The 21,903-nt window shown below is 68.6% G+C and carries 23 protein-coding genes; 18 read left to right on the top strand and 5 right to left on the bottom strand.

Going from position 1 to position 21,903, the window contains the following annotated elements:
* Positions 1-143 precede the first annotated feature (143 nt).
* Complete coding sequence (locus ACFUJR_RS34635; RefSeq protein ID WP_383181518.1) at positions 144-332, top strand: transposase; 189 nt, start codon at positions 144-146, stop codon at positions 330-332.
* Positions 333-513: 181 nt separating this feature from the next.
* Complete coding sequence (locus ACFUJR_RS34630; RefSeq protein ID WP_383181521.1) at positions 514-783, top strand: hypothetical protein; 270 nt, start codon at positions 514-516, stop codon at positions 781-783.
* A 374-nt stretch (positions 784-1,157) separates the two neighbouring features.
* Here the strand turns inward: ACFUJR_RS34630 and ACFUJR_RS34625 are convergent, their stop codons facing one another.
* From ACFUJR_RS34625 to eccCa, 5 genes are all read right to left on the bottom strand, one after another.
* Entirely contained in the window at positions 1,158-2,585 is a 1,428-nt protein-coding gene (locus tag ACFUJR_RS34625; protein WP_383181524.1) for a hypothetical protein, read from the bottom strand.
* A gap of 271 nt (positions 2,586-2,856) precedes the next feature.
* Entirely contained in the window at positions 2,857-4,101 is a 1,245-nt protein-coding gene (mycP, locus tag ACFUJR_RS34620) for a type VII secretion-associated serine protease mycosin (RefSeq protein WP_383181325.1), read from the bottom strand.
* Positions 4,094-5,911 carry a type VII secretion protein EccE gene (gene eccE, locus ACFUJR_RS34615; protein WP_383181328.1) on the bottom strand — a complete coding sequence of 606 codons (1,818 nt, stop codon included), beginning with the start codon at positions 5,909-5,911 and terminating at the stop codon, positions 4,094-4,096. The genes mycP and eccE overlap by 8 nt, the downstream gene beginning before the upstream one ends.
* 577 nt (positions 5,912-6,488) lie before the next feature.
* The gene (locus ACFUJR_RS34610; protein ID WP_383177244.1) at positions 6,489-6,788 is read right to left on the bottom strand and encodes a hypothetical protein; all 300 of its coding nucleotides are present in this window, start codon (positions 6,786-6,788) and stop codon (positions 6,489-6,491) included.
* 56 nt (positions 6,789-6,844) lie between these two features.
* On the bottom strand, positions 6,845-10,825 hold the full coding sequence (gene eccCa, locus ACFUJR_RS34605; RefSeq protein ID WP_383177241.1) for a type VII secretion protein EccCa: 3,981 nt from the start codon (positions 10,823-10,825) through the stop codon (positions 6,845-6,847).
* A gap of 144 nt (positions 10,826-10,969) precedes the next feature.
* On the opposite strand from eccCa, the gene eccD reads away from it, so the two are divergent.
* The 16 genes from eccD to ACFUJR_RS34525 all read left to right on the top strand — a co-directional run bounded on the left by eccD (position 10,970) and on the right by ACFUJR_RS34525 (position 21,565).
* A complete protein-coding gene (gene eccD, locus ACFUJR_RS34600) occupies positions 10,970-12,370 on the top strand; it encodes a type VII secretion integral membrane protein EccD (protein WP_383177238.1) in 1,401 nt (466 codons plus the stop codon).
* Between the two features lie 48 nt (positions 12,371-12,418).
* Positions 12,419-13,891, top strand: coding sequence for a type VII secretion protein EccB (gene eccB / locus ACFUJR_RS34595; protein WP_383177235.1), 1,473 nt, complete (start codon positions 12,419-12,421; stop codon positions 13,889-13,891).
* A gap of 72 nt (positions 13,892-13,963) precedes the next feature.
* Positions 13,964-14,281 (top strand): WXG100 family type VII secretion target, encoded by a 318-nt coding sequence (locus ACFUJR_RS34590; protein WP_383177232.1) that lies wholly within the window; start codon positions 13,964-13,966, stop codon positions 14,279-14,281.
* Positions 14,282-14,329: 48 nt separating this feature from the next.
* On the top strand, positions 14,330-14,686 hold the full coding sequence (locus ACFUJR_RS34585; RefSeq protein WP_383177229.1) for a hypothetical protein: 357 nt from the start codon (positions 14,330-14,332) through the stop codon (positions 14,684-14,686).
* Positions 14,687-14,853: 167 nt separating this feature from the next.
* Positions 14,854-15,180 carry a hypothetical protein gene (locus tag ACFUJR_RS34580; protein WP_383177226.1) on the top strand — a complete coding sequence of 109 codons (327 nt, stop codon included), beginning with the start codon at positions 14,854-14,856 and terminating at the stop codon, positions 15,178-15,180.
* 97 nt (positions 15,181-15,277) lie between these two features.
* Positions 15,278-15,583 (top strand): WXG100 family type VII secretion target, encoded by a 306-nt coding sequence (locus tag ACFUJR_RS34575; protein WP_383177223.1) that lies wholly within the window; start codon positions 15,278-15,280, stop codon positions 15,581-15,583.
* 117 nt (positions 15,584-15,700) lie between these two features.
* Positions 15,701-16,141, top strand: coding sequence for a hypothetical protein (locus tag ACFUJR_RS34570; RefSeq protein WP_383177221.1), 441 nt, complete (start codon positions 15,701-15,703; stop codon positions 16,139-16,141).
* Between the two features lie 28 nt (positions 16,142-16,169).
* Positions 16,170-16,556 carry a hypothetical protein gene (locus ACFUJR_RS34565; protein WP_383177218.1) on the top strand — a complete coding sequence of 129 codons (387 nt, stop codon included), beginning with the start codon at positions 16,170-16,172 and terminating at the stop codon, positions 16,554-16,556.
* A gap of 107 nt (positions 16,557-16,663) precedes the next feature.
* Positions 16,664-17,353: a hypothetical protein gene (locus tag ACFUJR_RS34560; RefSeq protein ID WP_383177215.1), complete on the top strand. Its 690-nt coding sequence runs from the start codon at positions 16,664-16,666 to the stop codon at positions 17,351-17,353.
* 99 nt (positions 17,354-17,452) lie between these two features.
* The gene (locus ACFUJR_RS34555) at positions 17,453-17,770 is read left to right on the top strand and encodes a hypothetical protein (RefSeq protein WP_383177213.1); all 318 of its coding nucleotides are present in this window, start codon (positions 17,453-17,455) and stop codon (positions 17,768-17,770) included.
* 100 nt (positions 17,771-17,870) lie between these two features.
* Positions 17,871-18,167 (top strand): WXG100 family type VII secretion target, encoded by a 297-nt coding sequence (locus tag ACFUJR_RS34550; RefSeq protein WP_383177210.1) that lies wholly within the window; start codon positions 17,871-17,873, stop codon positions 18,165-18,167.
* Between the two features lie 92 nt (positions 18,168-18,259).
* Positions 18,260-18,745: a hypothetical protein gene (locus tag ACFUJR_RS34545; protein ID WP_383177208.1), complete on the top strand. Its 486-nt coding sequence runs from the start codon at positions 18,260-18,262 to the stop codon at positions 18,743-18,745.
* Positions 18,746-18,766: 21 nt separating this feature from the next.
* Positions 18,767-19,210 carry a hypothetical protein gene (locus ACFUJR_RS34540; protein WP_383177205.1) on the top strand — a complete coding sequence of 148 codons (444 nt, stop codon included), beginning with the start codon at positions 18,767-18,769 and terminating at the stop codon, positions 19,208-19,210.
* Positions 19,211-20,251: 1,041 nt separating this feature from the next.
* The gene (locus ACFUJR_RS34535; protein WP_383177203.1) at positions 20,252-20,410 is read left to right on the top strand and encodes a hypothetical protein; all 159 of its coding nucleotides are present in this window, start codon (positions 20,252-20,254) and stop codon (positions 20,408-20,410) included.
* Positions 20,411-20,574: 164 nt separating this feature from the next.
* Entirely contained in the window at positions 20,575-21,123 is a 549-nt protein-coding gene (locus ACFUJR_RS34530) for a YbaB/EbfC family nucleoid-associated protein (RefSeq protein ID WP_383177200.1), read from the top strand.
* Positions 21,124-21,178: 55 nt separating this feature from the next.
* The gene (locus ACFUJR_RS34525; RefSeq protein WP_383177197.1) at positions 21,179-21,565 is read left to right on the top strand and encodes a hypothetical protein; all 387 of its coding nucleotides are present in this window, start codon (positions 21,179-21,181) and stop codon (positions 21,563-21,565) included.
* Positions 21,566-21,903 lie beyond the last annotated feature (338 nt).

The following is a 21,903-nucleotide window of genomic DNA, read 5'->3' as shown; positions in this document are numbered from 1 at the left end:
GCCAGCAGGGAGAACTACTGGCCGCCTACGGGGAGCACTACACGGCCGTTGACAAGCCGTACACGGGGTGTGTACTGAAGCTTCCCCTTGATGTTGGACACCTGGAGACTGGGACCTGAGGTTCCAGAGGAAGTAGTGGCCGGGTGGGAAGCAAGAGCAACCGCAGCAGGCGGTGTATGGAGGAGTTCCAGCGCGACGCGGTCGCGCTGGTTCGGTCCTCCGGGAAGACTGTCACCGAGGTGGCCCGGGAGATCGGGGTCAGTGCCGAGGGTCTGCGGAACTGGGTCAAGCAGACACGTTCGACCGCGGTCACGGGGCGCCGGGCGAGCTGACGAGCGTGGAGCGGGAGGAACTGCGTCGGCTGCGACGACAGAAGGCCGGCGCCGCCCGCCGCGCCGACGACGCCCTGGCCCACGAGATCACCGTGCTGCACATCGCCTCCCGGTGCCGCATATCCATGCCCAGTTGCGCAGGCTGGGCCGGCGGGTCAACGGCGAGCGAGTGGAGCGGATCATGCGTGAGCGCGACGTCGCCGGGGTCACCCGGCGCAAGCGCCGCTCGCTGACCCGTCCGGCGAAGAGGGCGGTGCCCGCCGCGGACCTGATCGGTCGCGACTTCACGGCCGACGCCCCAGGCCGGAAACAGGTCGGGGACATCACCTACATCCTCACCGACGAGGGTTGGCTGCATCTGGCGACCTGGCTGGACCTGGGGCCACCCGCGGGATCGTCGGCTACTCGATGGCCGACCACCACCGTGCCTCCCTGGTCGTCGGCGCACTGACGACGGCTGCCGGACGCGGCCGGCTCCAGGCCGGATGCATTGCGTATTCCGATCGCGGATCGGAATACACCTCCGACGTGAAATAAGCCGGTTGGGGCTTCGGTAAAGCATGGGCCGCACCGGCTCGTGCTTCGGCAATGCCGCCGCCGAGAGCTTCTTCGCACTACTCAAAGCGGGGATCGGCTCCCGCCACTGGCCCGACCAGACACCGCTCGCGCGGAGATCTTCGCCCTCATCGAGACCTTCTACAACCGCGTACGACTATGGAAGCATCCGGCCTGGGGCTACCTCACCCCGCGGAGACCCGACAGCGACACGAGCAAAAACACACCCTCGCAGCGTAAGCATCGAGTGTCCGAGATCACGGGGAAGCTTCAGGAGTCCGTGTCTCCCGGCGACACGTTCAGCGTCCACGCGGCGCCTTCGACGCCGCCGAGGACCACGAGAACGGTCTGGCCGGGACCGTTCAACAGGCCGTCGACGGCAGCCCGGTCGGCCTCGGTGTCCAGGGCGCAGAACACGAACTCGAAGGGCGGGTCGACCTCTTCGGTCCGGCGCTCGATCAGCTCCGTCATGGTGCCGAGGGTCTCGATGGCCGTAAGACCCTCCGCCAGTCCGCGCAGGGGACCGAGCACGGTCGCGCAGGAGTGTTCGAGTACGGAGCTCGCGCTGAGCTGGAGGACCACCGACTCCATCAGTCGGCGGGCGGCCGCCCGGTCACCCCCTATGACCACGGGGCCAGGCGCCTGTGCCAGGTCGAGGAAGAGGCAGCCCGAGCCTTCCGCCGCGCCGATGCAGACGAACGCGGCGCCGCCGTCGGGTACGTCATACGGGACGGGCATCCAGGCGATGGCTGTTTCCTGCTGGGCGGGGTGCCCGGCGGACAGACTGATGTCGACGAAATCGTCGCCGAAGGCGACCTGGAAGGAATGCGGCGACGCGACGCTCGCCGTAGGGCGGCCCCGGCCCCCATCCCCATTCCGGTCATCGGAGGGGCGGGACCGGGAAAGCCTGGTGGCGGCGCCGGGTACGGGTCGGCCGGGCGAGCCCGCCACGGTCACCGCCGAGCGGCGGACGGGCGCGGCGGGCGTCGAGCCGGATGCCGCTCCCGATGCTGTGCCGGTCGCCTCGGCCTCCGGTGCTTCGTCCACCGCCGGCCACGGCGTCGGGGAAGCGGTGCGCGGCGCGACGGAGCGCGGAGCACGGACCGGAGTGACGGGCGCTACCGCGGTCGTGGTCGGCCGGGCGTGCGCTTCGAACAGCGACTCGGTGGTGGCCGGCGTGGCCGCCGAGGCCGTGGGCGCTCCGCCGGCCGGCTCCGGGGCGCGGCGGGAACCCGCGCGGCGGCGCATCATGAGGGTGCCGGCGCCGGCGCCGACGATGAGTGCGCCCCCCGCTCCGATGGCGAGCGTCAGAGCGCTGGAGTCCCCGCCCGTGGGCCTGCCGGTGTCGCCCGCCGTCCCTGGCGCCTGTGCTGCGGGCGCCTGGACGGGCGGAGGCGTGGCCGGCGCCGCGGTGACGGCACTCGTCGCATTGGGCAGCGGTCCTTCCTGCACACCGGGCCCCTTGGCGTCCGCGGGCAGCTGGAGGATCCAGCCAGGGGCGATGCTGGTGGCGTTGCGCATCACCGCACCGCCCGGCTGGGCACGGCCCTTGTTCAGCTCGAAGATCTCGTTGTACCGGTTTCCGTCGCCGAGGACCTTCTCCGCGATCGAGAAGAGGAACTCCGGCTCACCGTTGGACTGAGTCGTCACCACGTAGTACTTGACCTTCTCACCCTCGACCGTCGGCGCGAGGGCCACAGAGAGGGGGACAGAGGCGGCCGCCGCGGGAGATGCGCCGCTTGCCGCGGCCGCGAATACCACGACCGCTGCGGCGACCGCGCCCGCCACGGGGAATGCCGCGGCCCGTGCCGTTTGCCGGAAGGAAGTCATCTTCGTGTCCACCTCGTGACCGTCATGTGCTCTCGTGAGGTTGCTCTGTTGGGCTTCTGCTTTTCGCACGCGCGAGGCTCGGGCGGGGTTCGACGTCCGGCCGGGGAAACCCGGCCGGACGTCCGCGCGATCACGGTTCTCAGTCCTTGCGGGCCGAGCGGCGGGCGGCGAGGATCCCGAGGCTGAACAGGACGACCACGATGCTGGTCCCGACGATGAACCACAGTGTCGCGTTCGCCGCCTCGGACCGCGCGGCGGCGTCGCCCTGGGGATGCCCCCCTGCGGACGTGTTCCCGGAGGCGCTGGGGGAGGGCTGGATGGCCGCTGTCGTCCCGGTCTCCCCGCCTCCCTCGCCGGCGGCCCGCTCCTCCGGGATGACGGCCGTCACCGCCTTGAAGGGGTTGATGACGCCCCAGCCGACCGCGGGGCCAGGCACCTTTGCGCCGGCAGGGCGGTCTGCCGTCACGTGCAGTCGGTGAATGATCTGACTGACCGTCAGGTCGGGGTGGTATGCGCGGATGAGCGCCGCAGTGCCCGAGACGAACGGGGCGGCGAAACTCGTTCCCTGGTCGATCGCGTAGCCGGGACCGCCGATGCCCAGACTGATGACGTCGACGCCGGGTGCGGCTACATCCACGAAGTCACCCGTCACGGAGAACGACGCGGGACGGTCGTCACGTCCTATGGCTCCTACCCCGAGTACACCGGGGTACGAGGCGGGAAAGCTGGCCGGCGGATCCGCCAGGTCGTCTCGTGAACGATTGCCCACCGAGGCGACGATGAGGACGTTCTTGGACACCGCGTAAGCGACGGCCCCCTTCAACTGGGCACTTGGACCAGCGGCGTTGGCCGAGATGTTGATGACGCCGGCTCCGCCGTCCACGGCGCTGCGTATCGCGGCGGCCATGCCGTTCGCCGACCCGTCCTTGCCGTCGGTGGTCTGCCGCACCGGCAGGACGACGCTCCGCGGCGCGACTCCGGCGAACTGCACTCCGCCGGCCGGCCTGGCGGCCACGATCCCGGCGACGAAGGTCCCGTGCCCGACGCAGTCGGTGTCTCCGCGGCCGCTTTCGCCGACGACATCGGTGCCACGCAGCACCGCGCCCTTCAGCTGCGGCACGGACGCGTCGACGCCGGAGTCGACGACGGCGACCACCTGACCCTCACCCTGGCTGATTCGGTGAACCCGCTCGAGTTCGAGCCGCGCCTGCGCCCAGGGCAGGTCGGGCATCGTGGCCGTCGCCCTCTCCGCGCAGCGCACCGGGGCCGGCGCGGCGGCCGCCACCATGGGTGTCGCCGTCACCGCGACGGGCAGACACAGCACGGTGAGGGCACAGACGACGGCGGGAGTGAGCGGCTTGCGGTTGCCGCGCCGCTCAGCCACGGACGTAATCCCCATCTCCGAAGAGCTGAGCCTCGATCCGCGTGGGCGCGAAGTCGAGGATCTCGGTGCTGCCGCGGTGGACCAGGGCGGCCGTCCCCGGTGGCAGCAGCGGCAGGGTGCGCAGAGCGACGTCGGGCAGCTCGTAGGCGTCCCGCAGTGCTCGCGCCGTGCCGGCCGGCACGCGTGGCACGAGCACGGCATCGTAACGTCGCATCTCCTCGGCACCGGCCGCCGGAACCTTTGTCTGCACAGTGATGCCGATGTGCCACGTACCGAGATCCGCTCGGGGAGCGCCCCGGCCGCCGACGATGTCGTCGACGATGGCCACGGGGGCCAGCGGACTGCCGGCGGGCGGCGTGGCGCCCCCGGGCAGACTGATGACCATCCGGTGAGGAGCCACACCGGCGTCTCGGATCAGTGAAGCCCACAACTGCGGTTGCGGCGAGCGGACATGGACGGTCACGCCCGCGCTGAGCAGCCGGAACACAAGCAGTTCGGCAGCCGATCGGTCCAGGAAGACACCCAGTCGCACGGACTCCCGGCGCAGTAGCCTGACCGCGGCCATCCGGCCGTTCCTGAGGAACCCGAGCGCCAGCCCCTCCCGGTGCAGCGCGATCTCGGCCGGTCGGTCGGCAGACGCGGGTGTGATGTGCGGGCCCGCGCTCCGGCCCAGCGGCAGGGTCGCGAGCAACCCCGGGGCTTGCGCGCCGTCGAGCGCCATCAGGTTGATACCACGTTCCGCGGCGGCCTTGGGAAGGGCTCTGGTCGCCTCTGCGGTAGCACCGACAGTGCGGATGAGTACGGTGTTCCGGGCATCGCCGGAACCTCGGTCGGTGCAGGTGAGCGAGAGCATGGTGCAGCGTGCCGGGAGCACGGAGAGCAGGGCCTGCAGCTCGATGAGTCCACCCTGAGCAGGGTTCCAGTCCCGTACCCAGTACGACACGTGCTCGGCGCCGGCCCGCCAGGTGCTCCATTCCTCCACGGCTCCGGGCCGGTTCTCGCCCGGGGCCACGGTGCCCACTCCCGCCGTCGATGCCAGCGCTTCGGCTGCCTCGGCCTCGTCCAGGATCCGGGCCTGCCATCCTTCTTCCTCCAGCACGCGCACGGCCGAGTTCACTCCGCGACGCAGGATGCGCCGGATGCCCGCCGCGCCGCCGCCGCGCGCGGCGACGGCCTCGGGACAGGCGGCGGCGTCGAGGCGGAGCACGATCCAGGCCGACTGGGTCAGCGCGACGCGTTCCTTGTTCAGTTCCTGATATGAGAGGGGGCACACGTCCGCCGCCGCGTCGGAGCCGGACGGCGCGGTGACGTTCTGTACCAGCGCCTGAACGGACTCGAAGACGATGTCGTCGAAGCGCAGGAGTTCCTTCAGCCGCCCGACGGGCAGCAGGCCGCCGTCATCGGCGGTGGTGAGGACGCCCGCGCGCTCGACGGCGACCATGGAGACCCATGCACGGCCGTCGTGGACGACGCCCAGTCGGACCCGGCTGCGCCCTTCGGCGCGGCTGACGGTCAGTTCGGGCAGGAGCGTACGAGGCCCGGCGAGAGCGGAGGCGTCCTGGTCGTGGCGCGTCCGGCCGCGGGCCCAGAAGCGCAGCCGGGTGAGCAGCCAGTGGTACAGCCACCGGCGCTGGACCCGGATCGCGGTGGTGGCGACGAGCAGTCCGCCGAGCGCGAGCGCGGGGACCTTGGCGGGGCCCGCACTCAGGATGCCGAACACGATCAGCGTGGCAGCGAGTTCCCATGCCACGAGCTGCGAGGTCCGGACACCGAGTATCGGTTTCACCGGACGTTCTGCCAAAACGGTCATTCCTGTTTCCCATCCTTCCGTGCAGCGCTCTCAGAGCTTCGGCACATCCCCGTCCTTCGCCGAAGGGCACGGACGGCCGGGGTTCCCGGCTCAGCCGGAAGACGGCTGGATCGACCCGCGGTCCTGGCAAGCACCGCGCCAAAGCAGGCGTGCGGGCCGTGACCGAAGGTGATGTGGCGGTTGTCCGTGCGCCGGATGTCGAAGCGGTCCGGGTGGGTGAAGCGGTGTGGGTCCCGTCACCGCCCAGCCGCCCCCTGGTGCTCACCTGCGGATCGGTGTCCTCGGTGGCACGGCTCAGACCCGGGTGGGTGAGCTACGGTACGTACCTCGTCGAAGGCGGTCACCCGCCAGGCCAGAGCGCCGGTCGGGAGCCGAACACGGCTCACCGGCTCGGGGGAAACGGGCACGGGGCGGCCGGCGAACTCTCCGCCGGGATAGTTGATCAGCAGTTCGTCGAGGGATCGCCGGGCCTCTCCGAAGACGACCCTCGGCGTCGCCTTCGTAGAGGCCCGGCGGTGTTGCTCTGCGTGCTGGAGGCTGTGGAGGACCTCGGTCCTCCACAGCCTGAAGCCGTCGGTCAGTTGCTCAGTCGCTGCGCACTCGCCGCGTCCTCGGCCTCCACGGCCTCGATGAGAGTGGCGATGTTCTGGGTCCTTTCGAGCAGCCATTGCGCAATGGCCTTGAGATGCGCGGCGGTCTCCTGGTGGACACGCTCGAACTCGGTCTTACTGGCCCCGGCCCATCCCTCGAAGTTGAGCTCGACGTTCGTCTTGAGCTGATCGACCATCGTCTCCACCTCCTGAGTGCCGGCGCCGAGAATCTTCAGGCCGTCGACGATCGGGTTGATTTGGTACCCGTAATTTTCTTGTGTGCTCATGAACCTCTCCCTACGGGGTCGAATGCGGATCGGTGACCGATGCCGGTGTGGCCCGGTCAGTCCTTGTCCACCGCGGCGGTCTGGATCAGCACTGGCGCGCTGCGGCGCGTAATCAGCTGGGCCCTGCCTGTCGGAAGCTTCTTGGGTGGGGTGTTGTGCAGGAACGCGCCTTCCTCACGGCCGCAGGAGAAGAGCAGCGCCGGCGTGCCGACCTCCATCATTCGCTTGATGAGCGCATCGCTCATACTGCGCATGGCGCCGGTCGTGTTCCGTACGACGACCACATGCAGTCCGATCTCCGTGCCCATGGACATCAGGTCGAGGATCGGCGCCATCGGGTGCCGCATCGGGCTGCCGGAGATCAGCAGGTCGTAGTCGTCGATGAGAAGGAACAACTTGGGTCCCTTCCACCAGTCCCGCAGGGGCAGGCGGTCGGGGGAGATCTCGGGACCGGGGATCCGCTTGGTCAGCGACTCCGCGACTTCCTTGATCGTTGTCTCCATGGCGTTGACCGCGACCGCGTAGCTGAGCTGATGCTCCTTGGGCACCGCGTCGAAGAGATTGCGCCGCGGGTCGGCGATGATGAACCTCGCCTCGTCGGGGGTGTAACGCTGGATGAGGGACTGGGCGATCACCTTGATCAGGTTGGACTTTCCTGTCTCGGGTTCGCCGAATGCGATCAGATGTGGATGCTGCTCGAAGTCGTGCCAGGCCGGTTCGAGAGCCTTCTCCTCCAGGCCCAGGGAGACGCGCACATCCCGCTCGGGCGCGGCGATCTCGGAGAACGGCAGCAACTCCGGCAGGAGTTTGACCTGCGGAGCCCTTGGACCCTGCCAGGCCGCGGAGATCGCGCCGACGAGCGTCCGGTGCGCATCCGCCAGTTCCTCCGCGCTCTCCACGCCGTCCGTGCGAGGTACTGCCGCCATGAAGTGCAGGCGCTCCCGGGTGAGGCCGCGGCCCGCGACCTTCGGCACGCCCGCCGCCGCCTTGGAGTTGATGTCGGACTCCATCGGCTCGCCCATCCGGAGCTCGAAGCGGGTACCCATGGCGTCGCGCAGCCAGGCGCGGTAGTCCGCCCAGCGGTTGGACGCGATGATCAGGTGTACGCCGTAGGCGAGACCGCGAGAGGCGATCTCCTGAATGGCCGTTTCCAGCTTGTCGAAGTCCTGACGCAGCGTGAACCAGCCGTCGATCACCAGGAACACGTCGCCATAGGGGTCGTCACCGAAGCGACCCTCTCGGCGTGCTTTGCGGTACTCCGCCATGGACTCCACGCCGCCCGCGGGGAAGTCGTTCTCGCGCCGGTCGATCAGTGCCTTGATCTCGTTGACGCTGCGGATCACCCGGTCCACGTCCAGCCGGCCCGCCACGCTCCCGACATGGGGCATCCCACGCAGCGAGGACAGCGAGCCACCGCCGAAGTCAAGGCAGTAGAACTGGATTTCGCGGGGGGTGTGGGTGAGCGCGAGCGCGGTCACCAGCGAGCGCACGAGGGTGGACTTGCCGCTCTGGGTGCCGCCGGCGATGCCGACATGACCGCCCGCGCCCGAGAGGTCCGCCCACAGGTTGTCGCGGAGCTGCTCCAACGGCTTGTCGACCAGGCCGACCGGTACCTGCAGCAGCCCGCGCCCCTGCCAGCCGGCCGGGCAGAGCCCGAGTTCCGGATGGGGGGCCAGCGGAGGCAGCAGCATGTCCAGCGTGGGCGGGGCGCTCAGTGGAGGCAGCCACACCCGGTGGGCGGGGGCCCCCTGGCCCTCCAGTCGGTCCAGGATGATGTCCATCATCGTCTCGGCGCTCTCGCCGTCGGCGGCGTCGGCGGCGTCGGCTGGCTCCGTCTCGGCGCTCTCCAGCACACGCGGAGCGAGGTACTGCGTGGTGAAGGGCACCACCTGCTGCTCGATGACGGCCTGCCGGCGGGTGCGGGTGGTGGCCGAACGGTAGGTGCCCGACACATAGGCCGCGCGGAATCGCTCCAGGGTGGAGGTGTCGGTCTTGAGGTAGCCGTGGCCGGGCGCCGACGGCAGCGTGTACGCGTCGGGCACGCCCAGCACGGCACGGGATTCGTTGGCCGAGAACGTGCGCAGACCGATCCGGTAGGACAGGTGCGACTGGAGAGCGTGGATACGCCCTTCCTCCAGCCGCTGCGAGGCAAGCAGCAGATGCACGGCGAGGGACCGGCCGAGCCGGCCGATCATCACGAATGTCTCGATGAACTCACGTTTCTGCGAGAGCAGTTCGGAGAACTCGTCGACGACGACGAACAGTGATGGCAGCGGATCGAGAGCGGCGCCCGCCGTACGGGCCTTTTCGTAGTCGTGCACCGAGCTGAAGTTGCCCGCCGCCCGCAGCAGTTCCTGCCGGCGCGTCATCTCGCTCTGCAGTGCCTCTTGCATGCGGTCCACCAGCGGGAGCTCGTCCGCGAGATTGGTGATGACAGCCGAGGTGTGCGGCAGCCGCTCCATTCCGAGGAAGGTGGCTCCGCCCTTGAAGTCGACCAGGACGAAGTTCAGCGCCTCGGAGGAATGGGTGACGGCGAGGCCCAGGACCAGCGTACGCAGCAGCTCGGACTTGCCGGAACCGGTCGCACCGATCAGGATTCCGTGCGGCCCCATTCCGCCGCGCGCCGCCTCCTTGATGTCCAGATCGACGGGGACGCCGCTCTCCGAAATGCCGATCGGAATACGCAGCTGATCCCAGGTGGAGCGGGGCCGCCAGGTGATCTGAGGATCCAGCTTCTTGACGTCACCGACGCCGAGCATGGTGGGCAGTTCGAAGTCGGACAGCGTCGGCTCGGACTTCTCGCTGGACTCCCCTGCTCGGTACGGGGAGATCAGGCGAGCCAGCTTGCCCGACACAGCCGGGTTGAGGTTGTCGGGGCGGCACACCAGCGTGTACTCGTCGGCCCCCGACTCCGTCCGCGTGACCTGCTCCACCTTGTCCTCGGTCACCTGCAGGCGCAGCACGAACTTGTTGTTGCGCCGGGGGAGCGAACCGGAAAGATCGAGTACGACCGCGTTGCGATAGCCACTCGTCGCCGCCTGGGCGTTCGGCGGGACCTTGGCGTCGTCCACCACGATCACGAGATACGGCTCGTTGGCGGAGACCTCCGAGTCGGCCTCGTACCGGCCGCGCTCACCCAGCTCCTCGCCGCCGAGCAACTCCTCCAGCTTCTCCCACTCCTGAGCGACCATCCGCACCGGACCGGCGGCGTCTGTCTGCTTGGGATGCTGGCAGTGCGGCAGCCACTTCACCCACTCCCACTCCTCGGTCGCGGCCCCCGGCGCGGCGAGGACCGCGATCCGTACGTCCTCGGGGGAGTGGAAAGTCGCCAGCGACGCCAGTACGGAGCGTGTCAGTCCGCGGATCGCGTCCTGGTCGCCATCCATCAGTATGTGGGCGAAGCCCGGCAGATAGATGGAGATCGGCGTCTCGGGGACGGCCGAGTACGCTTCGATGAACCGGCGCAGCGCATGCGACGCCACCGGTTCCAGGTCCTCCACCGGAGCCGTCTCCGGGGCCTTGATCGACACGGCGAGTCCCTGCCGGCCGGTGCCGATGCGCACCTCGCCGAAGTCCGGGTGGGTGGAACGACGCTCCCAGAGCCGCTTGCTGAGGGCCGCCGACCACAGTCCGGCCGGTTCGGGGTGCTGCCACAGCAGATGCCGACGCTGCTGGTCGGCCACCTTGCGGACCTTTCGGCGCTCCTGGGCCAGATACCGCAGATAGCCGCGGCGTTCACCGCGGAGTTTGCGCTTGCGCTCGGCCCCCGGCCGCATCAGGTTCATGACCAGCATCAGAAGCATGGACACGGCCATCGTGCCCATCATCACGTACCGGATCACGGAACTGATTCCTGGTACGAGGAACATCATCGACATGGCCACGCTTGAGGTGAGCATCGGCAGGATGCCGAGCACCCCCATGAAACCCTGACTCTCCAGATCCGGCAGCGGCGGTGGAGCCTGCATACTCAGCTCACCGCTTGGCAGCTCCGGAGCGGAGCGCCGCGCGGGGCGGCGGAACAGCACGGTCGACACCCTTGCCTCCCAACTGGTTCGTGCTTGCGAGCAGGACGCAGCCGCGATGGCCCAGGTCCCTTCGGATCAGTCCACGGACCCCAGGCCGAGAAGTTCAGTCCCGAATGGGCCGAGCCAGGATTGAACCCGCTGCGGGAGCGGGTCGTGCAGTGCGACGTGAACAGCCATGTGACCAACGAACTGTGCCGATTGATGCTTGTGACGCCCACGTCGTCACTCGAGGTCGCGGTGCCCTCGGACGTCCCGCTGTACGACCTCCTCCCGGCGCTGCTCATCTACGCGGGCCCGGACCTTGCGGACGCAGGAGGGGAACACGACGGCTGGGTGCTCCAACGGTTCGGTGAGCCCCCTTTCGACGAAGAGCGGACGCTCGCCGCACTCTCCCTGCGTGACGGAGAGACCGTGTATCTACGGCCAAGGGCGGCGGAGCTGCCCGCCCTCGACTTCGACGACCTGATCACCGGTGTGGCCGAGGGGACAGGCAGACGTCCCGACCGCTGGCGGGACGCCATGACCGGCAGGCTCTTTCTCGGCCTGGCCGCCGGCGCACTGCTGACCGGATTCCTCGTCCTTCTCCAGGACGGCCACCCACTTGCCCGAGCGGCCGCGGCGGGCACGGTGGCGTTCCTCCTGATGGCCACCGGCGCCGTCCTCGCCCGCGCGGCCAAGGACCAGGCGGCCGGGGCGATGCTGGGGCTCGCCGCGGTTCCGTACGCAGGACTTACCGGATACCTGCTCACCGCTCGCCCGGGCGTGGAGAAGATCTTGCCGGAGCAGGTACTCGCGGCAGGCGGTGCCTCGCTGGTGGCGGTCGTGCTGGCCCTGGTCGCCATCTCGGTGACCATGCCGGCCTTCGCCGCCGCCCTGGTGGGTACGGGGGCACTGGCCCTGGGCGGGCTTCTGTCCGCGCTCGCCGATGCCAAGTGGTTCGAGGCCGCGGCGGTGGTGCTGGTCGCCGCGCTCGTCTTCAACGTCACCGTGCCGATGACGTCCTTCCGCATGGCGGACCTGCGCATGCAACCCCTGCCGTCCGACGCGGACGAACTGCAGGAGGACGTCGAGCCACTGCGCGCAAAGGGGCTGATGGACCGTGCGGTCGTCGCCGACCACTGCATGACCGCGCTCTTCACCGCGGTCGGACTGGTGTGCACGGCGTCGCTGCTGGTACTGGCCCCCGTCGTCGGCTGGGCCACGACCGGCCTGTCCGTCGCCGCGTGCGCCGCGCTTCTGCTGCGTAGCCGGGTCGTCATCAGTGCCCGGCAGCGTATGGCGCTGCTCGTACCCGGAACGGTAGGACTGCTGATCCTGGTCCTGCGGCTGTCCGGCGACATGCCGCTGGCCTACCGGCTTCCCCTGGTGGTCGCCTCCCTGGTCGTCGCGGCCGGGCTGTGCGTGATCGGAGCCAGGATGCTGCCCGGCCGACGGCTGCTCCCGTACTGGGGACGGGCAGCCGAGATCTCCGAACTGCTGGTGGGCGTCTCGATGCTGCCACTCGTCCTGGGCGTCCTGGACGCGTACTCCTGGGCGCGCAATCTGATGGCCTGACCAGGTGGAGCCCTCATCGCCTCACAACTCCAAGGGAGGTAGCTTCAGATGCATACGCGGCGAGACCAGGTCCAGGCGCACCTCTTCACTCTGAGCAGGGTCACCGGTGGACTGATCCGGGCGGAGCCGGACGCCGCCGAGACCCCGATGCGCCGCTTCACCATCGGCGCGGTCGCGGGCACCGCGATCGGCCTCGTCAGCCTGGGCGGCATGGTGGCCTTCGGGCTCATCTCGCCAGGTGTCACCAATTCCTTCAAGAAGCAGGGCACGATCGTGGTGGAGAAGGAGACGGGTACCCGGTACATCTTTCTGGACGGTGCCCTGCATCCGGTGCTCAACCAGGCATCGGTACTTCTTGTCAGTGGTAAGCCCGTCACTCAGAGGAAGGGCGGGCTGTTCGGGCGTGCCGCGGGCATTCAGACCATTTCCAGCAAGTCCCTCAAGGGGGTGCCCAAAGGCTCGCCGATCGGGATCGTCGGCGCGCCCGACAATCTGCCCGATGCCAAGGCACTGGACCGCGGTTCCTGGACGGTCTGTTCCGCCACCACCCGCTCGCAGGACGGCACCGAGCAGAAGTCGGTCACCGCCTATCTGGGCGGAGCCGGCAAAGGCGTCACCGAACTCGACGACCAGCAGTCCCTGCTCGTCACATCGGATGACGGGACGTCCCACCTCGCCTGGCTGGACCGCCGGCTCAAGATTCCCTCAAGCCCGGTACTGACCGCACTCGGCTATGCCGGAGCCGCCTCCTTCGAGGTCAAGGCGTCCTGGCTCAATTCGCTTCCGGCGGGCGCCGACCTCAAGGGCCCGGACGTACCGGGGCGTGGCACGGCGGGACCGCCGGTCGGCGGTGCCGCGACCAGGGTCGGACAGGTCTTCCGGGACCCGAGCGGATCGTTCTTCCTGCTGCTGAAGGATGGTCTCTCACCGCTCAGTAAGACGGAGGCCGCGCTGGTTCTCGCCGACCCCCAGACGGCTCTGGCCTATCCGAATGCGCAGGTGCTCCCCACCGAGGTCGGTACGTCGGCGGTCGCCGGCGCCGCCAGATCGGCCCGGGAGCCGACCGGAACGCAACACCCCGCACAGCCCCCCACGGCGGTGACCAACGAGGGTGGCGCAACGCGCGTGCCCTGTTTCCGGGTCACGCCGGGAACAGCCGGGGAGAGCGCCAAGCTGCGGATCGCCTTCCGCGACAGCGCACCGGCCAAGGCTGCCGCCCAGACCGCCGGCCTGCCGCGTCCCGCCGTTCCGGGAAGCTCCCAGGTCGCGGACCGCGTGGTCGTCGCCCCAGGCGGCGGCGTGCTGGTTCGGCAGGAGGCTCCGGCGGGCGAGGCGGAACCGAGGATCTACCTCATCACCGACCTGGGCGTGAAGTACGCGCTCACCGCAGACGTGGCGGGGAAGCTGGGCTACGACGCCGCCGGCGCCGTGACCATCCCGTCCACAGTGCTCGACCTCGTTCCCACAGGCCCGGCACTCGACCCCGAAGCGGCCAGGCAGCCGCTCGCGGTGAACCCGTGAGATCGAAGAAGCCCCGTGCCGCACGGTTGGCGCATCGCAGGACCGAAGCCGAACACCATTGAGGAGAAACCCATGTCGGAACCGATTGCCCAGAACTTCGAGGGAATGCGCGCGGGAATCAGCGCAGTCATCAACTGCTGGGAAGGAGTCGAAGCCATCCTCAAGAAGGCGGACACCGACGCCGAAACCATGCTCGCCTCCTGGGAGGGGTCCTCGGCAGTTGCCTTCAGGAACCTCTTCGAGGAGTGGAAGAGGGTGATGTACCTCGCGAACGAGCGCCTCAAGGACCTGGACGAGGTACTCAAGGACGTCCTCGACGAGCAGGTCGCGAAGGAAGGCGACCGGGCTCAGCTAATGAAGCAGCTCGAGTTCAACAAGCGGCTCGGGTGACAGTCCAACACACCTGAATGACCGAGTATTTCCCGAGGGGAGACACGTATGACCACTCCAGAAAATCCAGTCGACGCGGCGTTGGATTCGGTGTTCGAGCCGCTCGCCGACATGGCACGTGCCTACACGTATGAGGTCCGGCCGATCCTCGACGGATTGGACCAACTCGGCGCGGTCACGGACGACGTGGAGCAGTCCGTCGCCACCTTGAAGACCAACGTCGAGCTGAACTTCGAAGGCTGGGCGGGGGAGAGCAAGGCGGAGTTCACCCGAGTCCACCAGGAGACGACCGCGCATCTCCTGGCCATCTCAAATTGGCTGCTCGAAATGAAGCAGAGGGTCGGTGTGCTCATCCAGCAAGTGGAAGACGAGGACAATGGGACGGCGCAGCGCCTGAGCCAGTGATCGCCGGTGCACGAATGCGCTCATCGCCGTCTGAACTAATGGCCGGTGTCGTTCGTGTCACCACATGCCAGAACAGAAGGCGCCCGCGGCAGACATTCCCCACACTTCCCCGTCCAGCTGCGGGCGCATTGATCCGGAACCGATACGACTACCGCAAGGGGATTGAAGTGGCCACACCTTCAGGTTCAATCAGTCAGAACTTCGAGAACACCTCCATTGCGCTCCAGGAGATCGAAACGTCTGTGGAGAACCTCAACCTGATCGTCACCAACATCAGTACGCAGATGGACAACGCCGGTTTCCAGGGCGACGCCAAGCTCGCCCTCGACGACGCCGCCGTCGAGCTCCAGGCCGCTCTGCGGCGCGAGATCGCCAGCCTCCAGGACTACGGCCAGAGGGCGAAGGCGGAGGTGGAGGCTCAGGCGGAGGCCGAGCGGAACCGCGCCGCCATGGTGGATGGTATGGGCTCCCCGATACAGAGTCCCACTTACTGACCCGGCTCCTCGCCGCAGCAGCGACCGGCCCAGGGGCCGGATCGCGCCCTGACATCGACCCAAGCAGTTGCAGACACCGCCGAACCAAGGAGCTCACATGCCAGCGTCAGGTTACTCGTACTCAACGGACGACGTCCGGGACGGCGCCACGATCCTCCGTAACCATCACACAGCGTTCCTGGACGAGATCAACAGGCTGGAAACCGCGGTTCTCGAGGCGACGGGGGGCTGGCAGGGAGCGGCAGGGGACGCTTTCCGCCTCACCACATCGAACATCAAGAAGAGCCTCGAGACCGTGGCCACGGGGATAGAGACGACATCGCAGACCCTCACGCAGCTGGCCGCAGACGTCGAGGAGGGGGACAGCGAGAGCGCGGGGCGCCTCAGGGGCATGGGGCGCTAGAGCCGGCCCCTGGCGTGACGGGAGCGCTGCCGCTCCAGGGTGGGCCCCGCGGCGCCATCGCCATCGCGGGGCCCACATCGTTGTGATCGCCGATACCGCCCCCGAGGGAGGGTCTTGATGGCAGGAAAACGCACCGCAGCGGATCCGGCGGAGGTCATCGCTTACGGAGAATTCCTGCGGGACATCGCGGAACCAGAGGGAAAGGACGCCGCCGGACTCAGCGGCGTCATCGAACTCCTCCGGCCGTTGTCCGTGCCCGTACCCGACTCCGCGTACCTGCCGAGTGGAGAAGCGTTCGCCAGGGAACTCAACGGCAACCTGGAGCGGCTGCTCCGCGCTCTCGGGGAGACAGGGACCGATTGCCGTCTCCTGGGGGAGGCGGTGGCGCAGGCCGGCCGGTCCTTCCGCGATGCGGAGGAAGCCAGGAGCGCCAAGGTCGCGAGCCTGGGGTCGGGCATCCCCGTGCTCCGCGCGGCAGGCGCGTCACCCCTCGGCGGGTCGACGGAACAGACCGCCGCCGAAACTCCGCCCGAGGCGGACGGCCCGGCACAGAAGTGAGAACCGGGGGAAGAGAGGGGGACCGGTCATGACTGCGGACCCGGTCGTGAGCGCGGCTCAGAGCGGTGGCGTGGCGCAACTGCAGAACCTATTGGAAGCACTGGGCAAAGCGGACGCGGAAGCCTACTTCTCCGCCGCGGATGCCCTGGATCGCGCCGCCACGCTGCTCTCGGCGACCGCCGAACAGATCGAGGAGCGGAGCGAGCGCATCTTCCGCGGCGCGGGCGGAGCCGAATGCTGGGAAGGACAGGCGGCACGGGCCACCGAGGAGCTCGCCGCCTCGCTCGTGGTGCGCCTGCGGGGACTCGCCGGACTCGCCGATTCCTGGGCGACCGAAGCGGGTTCCGCCGGCGAAGCCATCAACAGCGCTGCCCATGAGGTGAACGACGTGATCAGGAACGCCTCAAAGACGTAACGGACGAGGGCACATCACATGCGAAACCTCGCCCGTGCGTCACATGCGAAACCTCGCCCGTGCGTCCGGCTGCACAGGCGGGTCGACGACAGACGAGGAGGTGGAAGATGGCCGGCAGGCATCTGGATGTCGTGTTGACGCCCGAACAGGCGTTGAGGATCACGCCGATCGTGGCCGAGGTCGTCGCGGGATTGAACAGAAGGCTCGACTACCAGCGCTGGCAGCTCAGCGGAAAAGGGGACGGCGCGGACCTCACACGCGCTCGGGAGGAGCGCGGTCAGGACCCGAGACGCTCCCTGCTCGACGACGAACGGCCCGTCAGCTCCGTGACCACAGAGCACGACGGTGTCCTGGGCCGTGACCGCGGCGCGGGAACCGTCCTGAGCGGAGTGGGGGCAGGAGGCGGTCCGGCCACAGCCGCGGAGCTGCGGCAGGGAGCGCTGCTCCCGTCCGGACAGCAGCCGTCGACAGCGCCCTTCGGGTTGCCGGGAGGTCCCACCGTCGGAGTCGCCGGCGTGACCGCCGGTGCCGGCCTCGGAGGCATGGGCATGGGCATGGGCATGGGCGGCGCCTCGGGCGGATCCCGCAGTGGCCGGTCCGCTTCCAGGATTCTCGGCAAGGCTGACCCCGACGTATGGGGAAGTGGCGCCCAGGACGCCTGGGAGGAAGGCCGGGACAGGAGTGAAGGCACGACCCTGGCAAGCGGCGAGGCGCGTGGCCGGACCCGCGGAAGGAGCATGGGCGCGGGTGACTCCGGGGGCGGCGGCCCGCCCGGAGGGGTTCTCGGCCGGCGTTGACGAACGGGCGCGCCTCCTCGACAGGAACGTGTGAACCGCTCCCGCCGAAGTCCCGTGATCCGATGCAGAACCCCTTCAGAAGACCGACAAGGAGACACCGTGTCAAACGATGTGACTGCCGCAAATGTGGCGCAGATGCAGCAGGGCCTCGAACTGGTCGGCCAGACGCTCGAAGTGTGTGCGTCGACCCAGACCAACACCGAGCAGAACGTCGAGCAGCTGATGCAGCACTGGGACGCGGGATCGCGGGAGACGTTCACGCGGGTCATGGCCAAGTTCTCGGAGCGCGTGATCGCCATCCGTGGCCAGCTGGACACGGTTCAGAGCCAGTTGCAGGACACCCTCCAGCTCCAGATTCAGACCGAGGAGACGGCGCAGGACAGCATGAGTGGACTCCAGCAGCTGCTCGAGGGCTAGCCGTCGGGCGCTCGGGCTGCCCTGGCAACTCCGGGGCCGGCGTCCGATCGAGGACAACCCTCACAACCCTGAGATCGCAGAGAACAAGGAGAGACAAGACATGGCCGTGGATGGTTTCCGGGGCAATCCGGAGCAGATGAAGCAGATGGTCGAACTGATGGTCCAGTGTGGCAATACGTTCGGTCAGGCACTCGATCGGCTGGAGCAGGAGATCCAGCCCACTCTGTCCGAGTGGGAAGGCGAGTCGAAGAACGTCTACATCGAGTGCCAGAAGAACTGGGACGCCCTGGCCAAGGAGCTTCAGCAGTTCCTTCTCAAGGCGGCCGAAGGCGTGGAGGGTGTCGCGAACGTCTACCGCCAGCAGGACGTACAGGCTGCGGCGGGCTTCGGCGCCTGACGAGGGCGCTGTCCGTTCCCACACGACGCCACGCTTCGCGACCCGCTGGAATCGGGTCGCGAAGCGGGCGCGACCAAGAGGGGTGATGCCTCGTGTCGGAAGACGGCGCGAGCACGATCAGCGTACAGCCGGCCGATGTCGCCGCGTTCGGGAAGTTCCTTCAGGAATGTGCCGGTGAGGGCAGTGACGCCGTGCCGGGAATCACGTCCATCACCAGTCTTCTGGGAACGCTCGGCATCAGCCCGGGAGACCCCGCGGTGATCCCGCATGTCGATGAGCTGACGGCTACCTTCGCGGCGGTCGTCCAAACGCTGGCCGAAGCGCTCATGCTGTTCGCCAAGGGTATCGGCGAAATCGGCAGCCAACTCGTCACCGTCGCGGGCGAATACGCGTCGGCGGAAGAGCTGGCGCAGGCCGATGTGGAAGATCTCGGTGCCCTGCTGGCGGCCACCGATGAGTTCATGAAGGAGTCGGGGGGCAATGTGGCGACGCTCCGCGATCTGACCAATCAGCTCGCGGAGCAGGGTGGTGCCGCCGACGGGGACCAGACGGGCCCCGCGGCCACTCCCGCGAACTAGCCGGGAAGGACGGCATACATCGTGGCGACAGAGACAACGAAGTCGGCCATCACGGCCGAAGGAGCGGCGGACGCCATCCTGGCTCTGCAGAAGGTCATCGCCGCCATCAGCGCTTCGGATCCGGACAGCTTCTACAGATCCGCGGACACCCTTGAACAAGTGGCCGCCAAGCTGGACGAGTTGTCCACCGGAATCGGAGACAGGGCGAAGATCCTGTTCATGGGCGGCGCAGACGGTGGCCGCTGGGAAGGTGACGGCGCCGCTGCCTGCGCCCGGATCGTGGGCCAGTTCAACGCGTTCCTCATGGAGGTCCTCGCGACCATACGCCAGTGGCCCGGACCGGTCCGGGCCGCCGGCGAATCCCTCCAGCGGACGTGGTACGAGGTCGACGCCGTCCTCGCCAAGCACTCCGGAACCGCGACGACTCCAGTGGAGAGCACCCCAGGCGGCGAGACGACCTCCTGAGGTCAGTCACAACCTTCGACGAGATGAGGAGGTGGCCACGACATGGCCGCTCTACCAGAGCGCACCCTGACTCCGGAGCAGGCCGTCTCGGCTGCCGGTGAGATGTCCGGAGTGATCGAGAAGCTCGGCACCGACTACGCGTATCACCGGGGATATCTGGGGGACGCCAGCGTGCCGATCTACGCACTCCCCATGCTGGGATCCGGGAACGGCGCCGGTGGGAATCCGGGTACTCTGCCGGCGCAGGCGGTGCCCGCGGCGCCTCCTGGTTTCGCGTACGACGAGAGTGGGCAGCTCGTGCGCACGAGTTCGGATGCCGGCGGTCCGTCGGCGACGCCCCCGGTGTTGGACGGTGTCAGTCTGCCGGCGACGCCCGCGGTGTTGGACGGTGTCAGTCTGCCGACGACGCCCGCGGTGCTGGACGGCGCCAGTCTGCCGGAGGTGCCCGCGGCGCCTCCTGGTTTCGCGTACGACGAGAGTGGGCAGCTCGTGCGCACGAGTTCGGATGCCGGCGGCCTACCGTACGAGGGGCGGCCCGTTGACGGGCTCAGCGTGCCGGCCACGCGCATCGACGGCCTCGACGGTTCCGCCGCCAACCCTTCGACGCGGCTCAGCGGTTTCCAGGCGCCCTCGCCCCAGACGGTGGGCGACGGCTCGTTCGGGATCCCCGGGCTTTCCCCCTCCGGGGCGCGCATCGCACCGGCGCCCCTGCCCACTTCAGGCCAGCCGACCACCTTGGGCCTGCCGGGGTTCCCCAGCTACAGCATCGGCGGAGCAGACCCGGCCACGGCCCTGAGTGGTAAGTCCGCGACTCCCATCAGGTTCGGTGGCGGTGGAGGAGGAGGGGTCGGCGGCGGCAGCCTCAGCGTCCCTTCCACCGCAGGCCTCTCCGCCCTGGGGTCTGGGGGTACTGCACCCAGCGGTGGAAGCGCCCCGGCAGCGGCGGATCCCACGAACCTGTCGGGGGGTGCCGCTCGCCCAGCGGGGCGGCTTGCCGCACCGAGCGGTGGAGGCGCGGCCGGGCTCGCTGGAGGAGCCCCCATGATGCCCATGACGCCCATGGGAGGCGGTGGGGGAGCAGCACCCCCACAGCAGGGCCAGGAGGAACAGAGCTCGAGCAAGGAGTGGCTGCAGGAGGACCAGTCGGTGTGGGGCGGTGAGGGGGACGGGGCGTCACCGAAGACGCTCGGCCGTCACTGACACTTCACTGATGGTGACGCGACGCCCAGGCGCCGTTGAGTAGTCCGAACGACTCGGAGGGCCGACCCCGCATTGCTGGGGGTCGGCCCTCCGAACGTGGGTGAACCGCCTTCTCCACAGCTCCGTGCCAACGCTCGAAGTCACTTTCAGCCACGGAGGCGGACATGATCGATCCGGCGAACGAAGCCCGGCTGCAGGAGATCCTCAGCAGTTTCGAGAAGAAGCGCGACGCGATTCTGGCAGCCCAGGAAGGGCTGAAGAACGCGTCGGAGACGGTTCGGTCGGAGAGCAAGCTCGTGAGCGCGACCGTGAGTGTCCAGGGCGAACTCACCTCGCTCACCTTTCACAACACCAAGTACAAGCAGATGTCGATGAACGAACTGGGCAAGGTCGTCCTGGCGACCGTGCGTGAGGCGCATGAGCGGGCGCGGGCCCAGGCCATGGGCGCCATCGCACCCGCCCTGGCGGTGGACACCGACGCACCGGGCGGCATCAGCCCCTGGGACATGCTGCCCGGCGGTCTGGGCGGTGCCAACGGCGAGCTGATGCAGATGATCAAGGGCGGTTTCGAGCAGGCCATGGCGGGCCTCGCCGCCGGCGTCGACGACGTGCCGGCCACCCCCGCCGCCACAGGCGGTCAGCGGAGTGCGGCGGCGAAAAAGGTACCCGGGAAGAGGCGCAGCCCCGCGCGCTCGCTGGACGACGAAAACTGATCCCCCCAGGACGGGAACCGGCCGCCCGACGCACCCCCGGAAGGATTGATGGCGGATGAGTACAGCACCCGAGGCATCCGAGCCCAAGGGCCCCAACGACCCCATAACTCTCAACGGCGACAGTGGCGAGATCGTCGTCGTCCCTTCGCAGATCAAGCCCTACGGCATGCGGCTCGGGGATCTCAGCAAGGAGGGAATGGCGCGGACATACAGCCTTGAGGGTGAAACCGGAGGGGCGCTGGGAGACGGAGGCGACGAGGCGAGCATTGCTCTCGACGCCTGGTACGTCCAGGGTCGTAAGGACCTGATAGCCGGACTGAAGGGCCTGGTCGAGGGCGTCTCGGCGTACTCGGAAGGCGTCGAGATGATGGCCCAGTCCGCCACCGAGGCCGAAGACAATGCCCAGACCAATATGGATGCGTTGAAAAAGGCCATCGAGTAACGCGTCGGGCGTCCGCCGGGCGTTCTGTCCGGCCAGGGGTCCCGGCCCCCATGCCTTCACCCTCCCCGCATCCTCCACACCCCGCCTTCCCCTCGTCCCTTCTCGACATTCGCCCTTGCGTGCGATGGAGGTCCTCTCATGTCTTCCGGTTTCCTCGGCAGCAGCAGCTTCGTGTCGCGGTGGGGGTGCTGAGCGTGGGTGACATCGAGGTTCCGGAGTGGGCTGAGGGTCCGTTGGGTGCGCTGGGTGGTCAGGCGTGGCCGCAGTTGAGTGAGTCGGCGTTGGTGGCGGAGTCGCTCGAGTGGGAGGCCGTGGCGGGGTTTGTGCGGGAGTTGGAG

Origin of the sequence: Streptomyces sp. NPDC057271 (assembly GCF_042668715.1) — a bacterium.
In the GTDB taxonomy this organism is placed as follows: domain Bacteria; phylum Actinomycetota; class Actinomycetes; order Streptomycetales; family Streptomycetaceae; genus Streptomyces.
This window is presented reverse-complemented; position numbering and strand designations above follow the sequence as displayed.

Coding starts and splice junctions, on each gene's coding strand:
- ACFUJR_RS34575 (WP_383177223.1), top strand. CDS start 15,278: ATGCCAGCGTCAGGTTACTCGTACTCAACGGACGACGTCCGGGACGGC.
- ACFUJR_RS34565 (WP_383177218.1), top strand. CDS start 16,170: ATGACTGCGGACCCGGTCGTGAGCGCGGCTCAGAGCGGTGGCGTGGCG.
- ACFUJR_RS34610 (WP_383177244.1), bottom strand. CDS start 6,788: ATGAGCACACAAGAAAATTACGGGTACCAAATCAACCCGATCGTCGAC.
- ACFUJR_RS34535 (WP_383177203.1), top strand. CDS start 20,252: ATGATGCCCATGACGCCCATGGGAGGCGGTGGGGGAGCAGCACCCCCA.
- ACFUJR_RS34585 (WP_383177229.1), top strand. CDS start 14,330: ATGACCACTCCAGAAAATCCAGTCGACGCGGCGTTGGATTCGGTGTTC.
- ACFUJR_RS34590 (WP_383177232.1), top strand. CDS start 13,964: ATGTCGGAACCGATTGCCCAGAACTTCGAGGGAATGCGCGCGGGAATC.
- ACFUJR_RS34525 (WP_383177197.1), top strand. CDS start 21,179: ATGAGTACAGCACCCGAGGCATCCGAGCCCAAGGGCCCCAACGACCCC.
- ACFUJR_RS34630 (WP_383181521.1), top strand. CDS start 514: ATGCGTGAGCGCGACGTCGCCGGGGTCACCCGGCGCAAGCGCCGCTCG.
- ACFUJR_RS34560 (WP_383177215.1), top strand. CDS start 16,664: ATGGCCGGCAGGCATCTGGATGTCGTGTTGACGCCCGAACAGGCGTTG.
- ACFUJR_RS34550 (WP_383177210.1), top strand. CDS start 17,871: ATGGCCGTGGATGGTTTCCGGGGCAATCCGGAGCAGATGAAGCAGATG.
- eccE (WP_383181328.1), bottom strand. CDS start 5,911: ATGACCGTTTTGGCAGAACGTCCGGTGAAACCGATACTCGGTGTCCGG.
- ACFUJR_RS34530 (WP_383177200.1), top strand. CDS start 20,575: ATGATCGATCCGGCGAACGAAGCCCGGCTGCAGGAGATCCTCAGCAGT.
- ACFUJR_RS34570 (WP_383177221.1), top strand. CDS start 15,701: ATGGCAGGAAAACGCACCGCAGCGGATCCGGCGGAGGTCATCGCTTAC.
- eccB (WP_383177235.1), top strand. CDS start 12,419: ATGCATACGCGGCGAGACCAGGTCCAGGCGCACCTCTTCACTCTGAGC.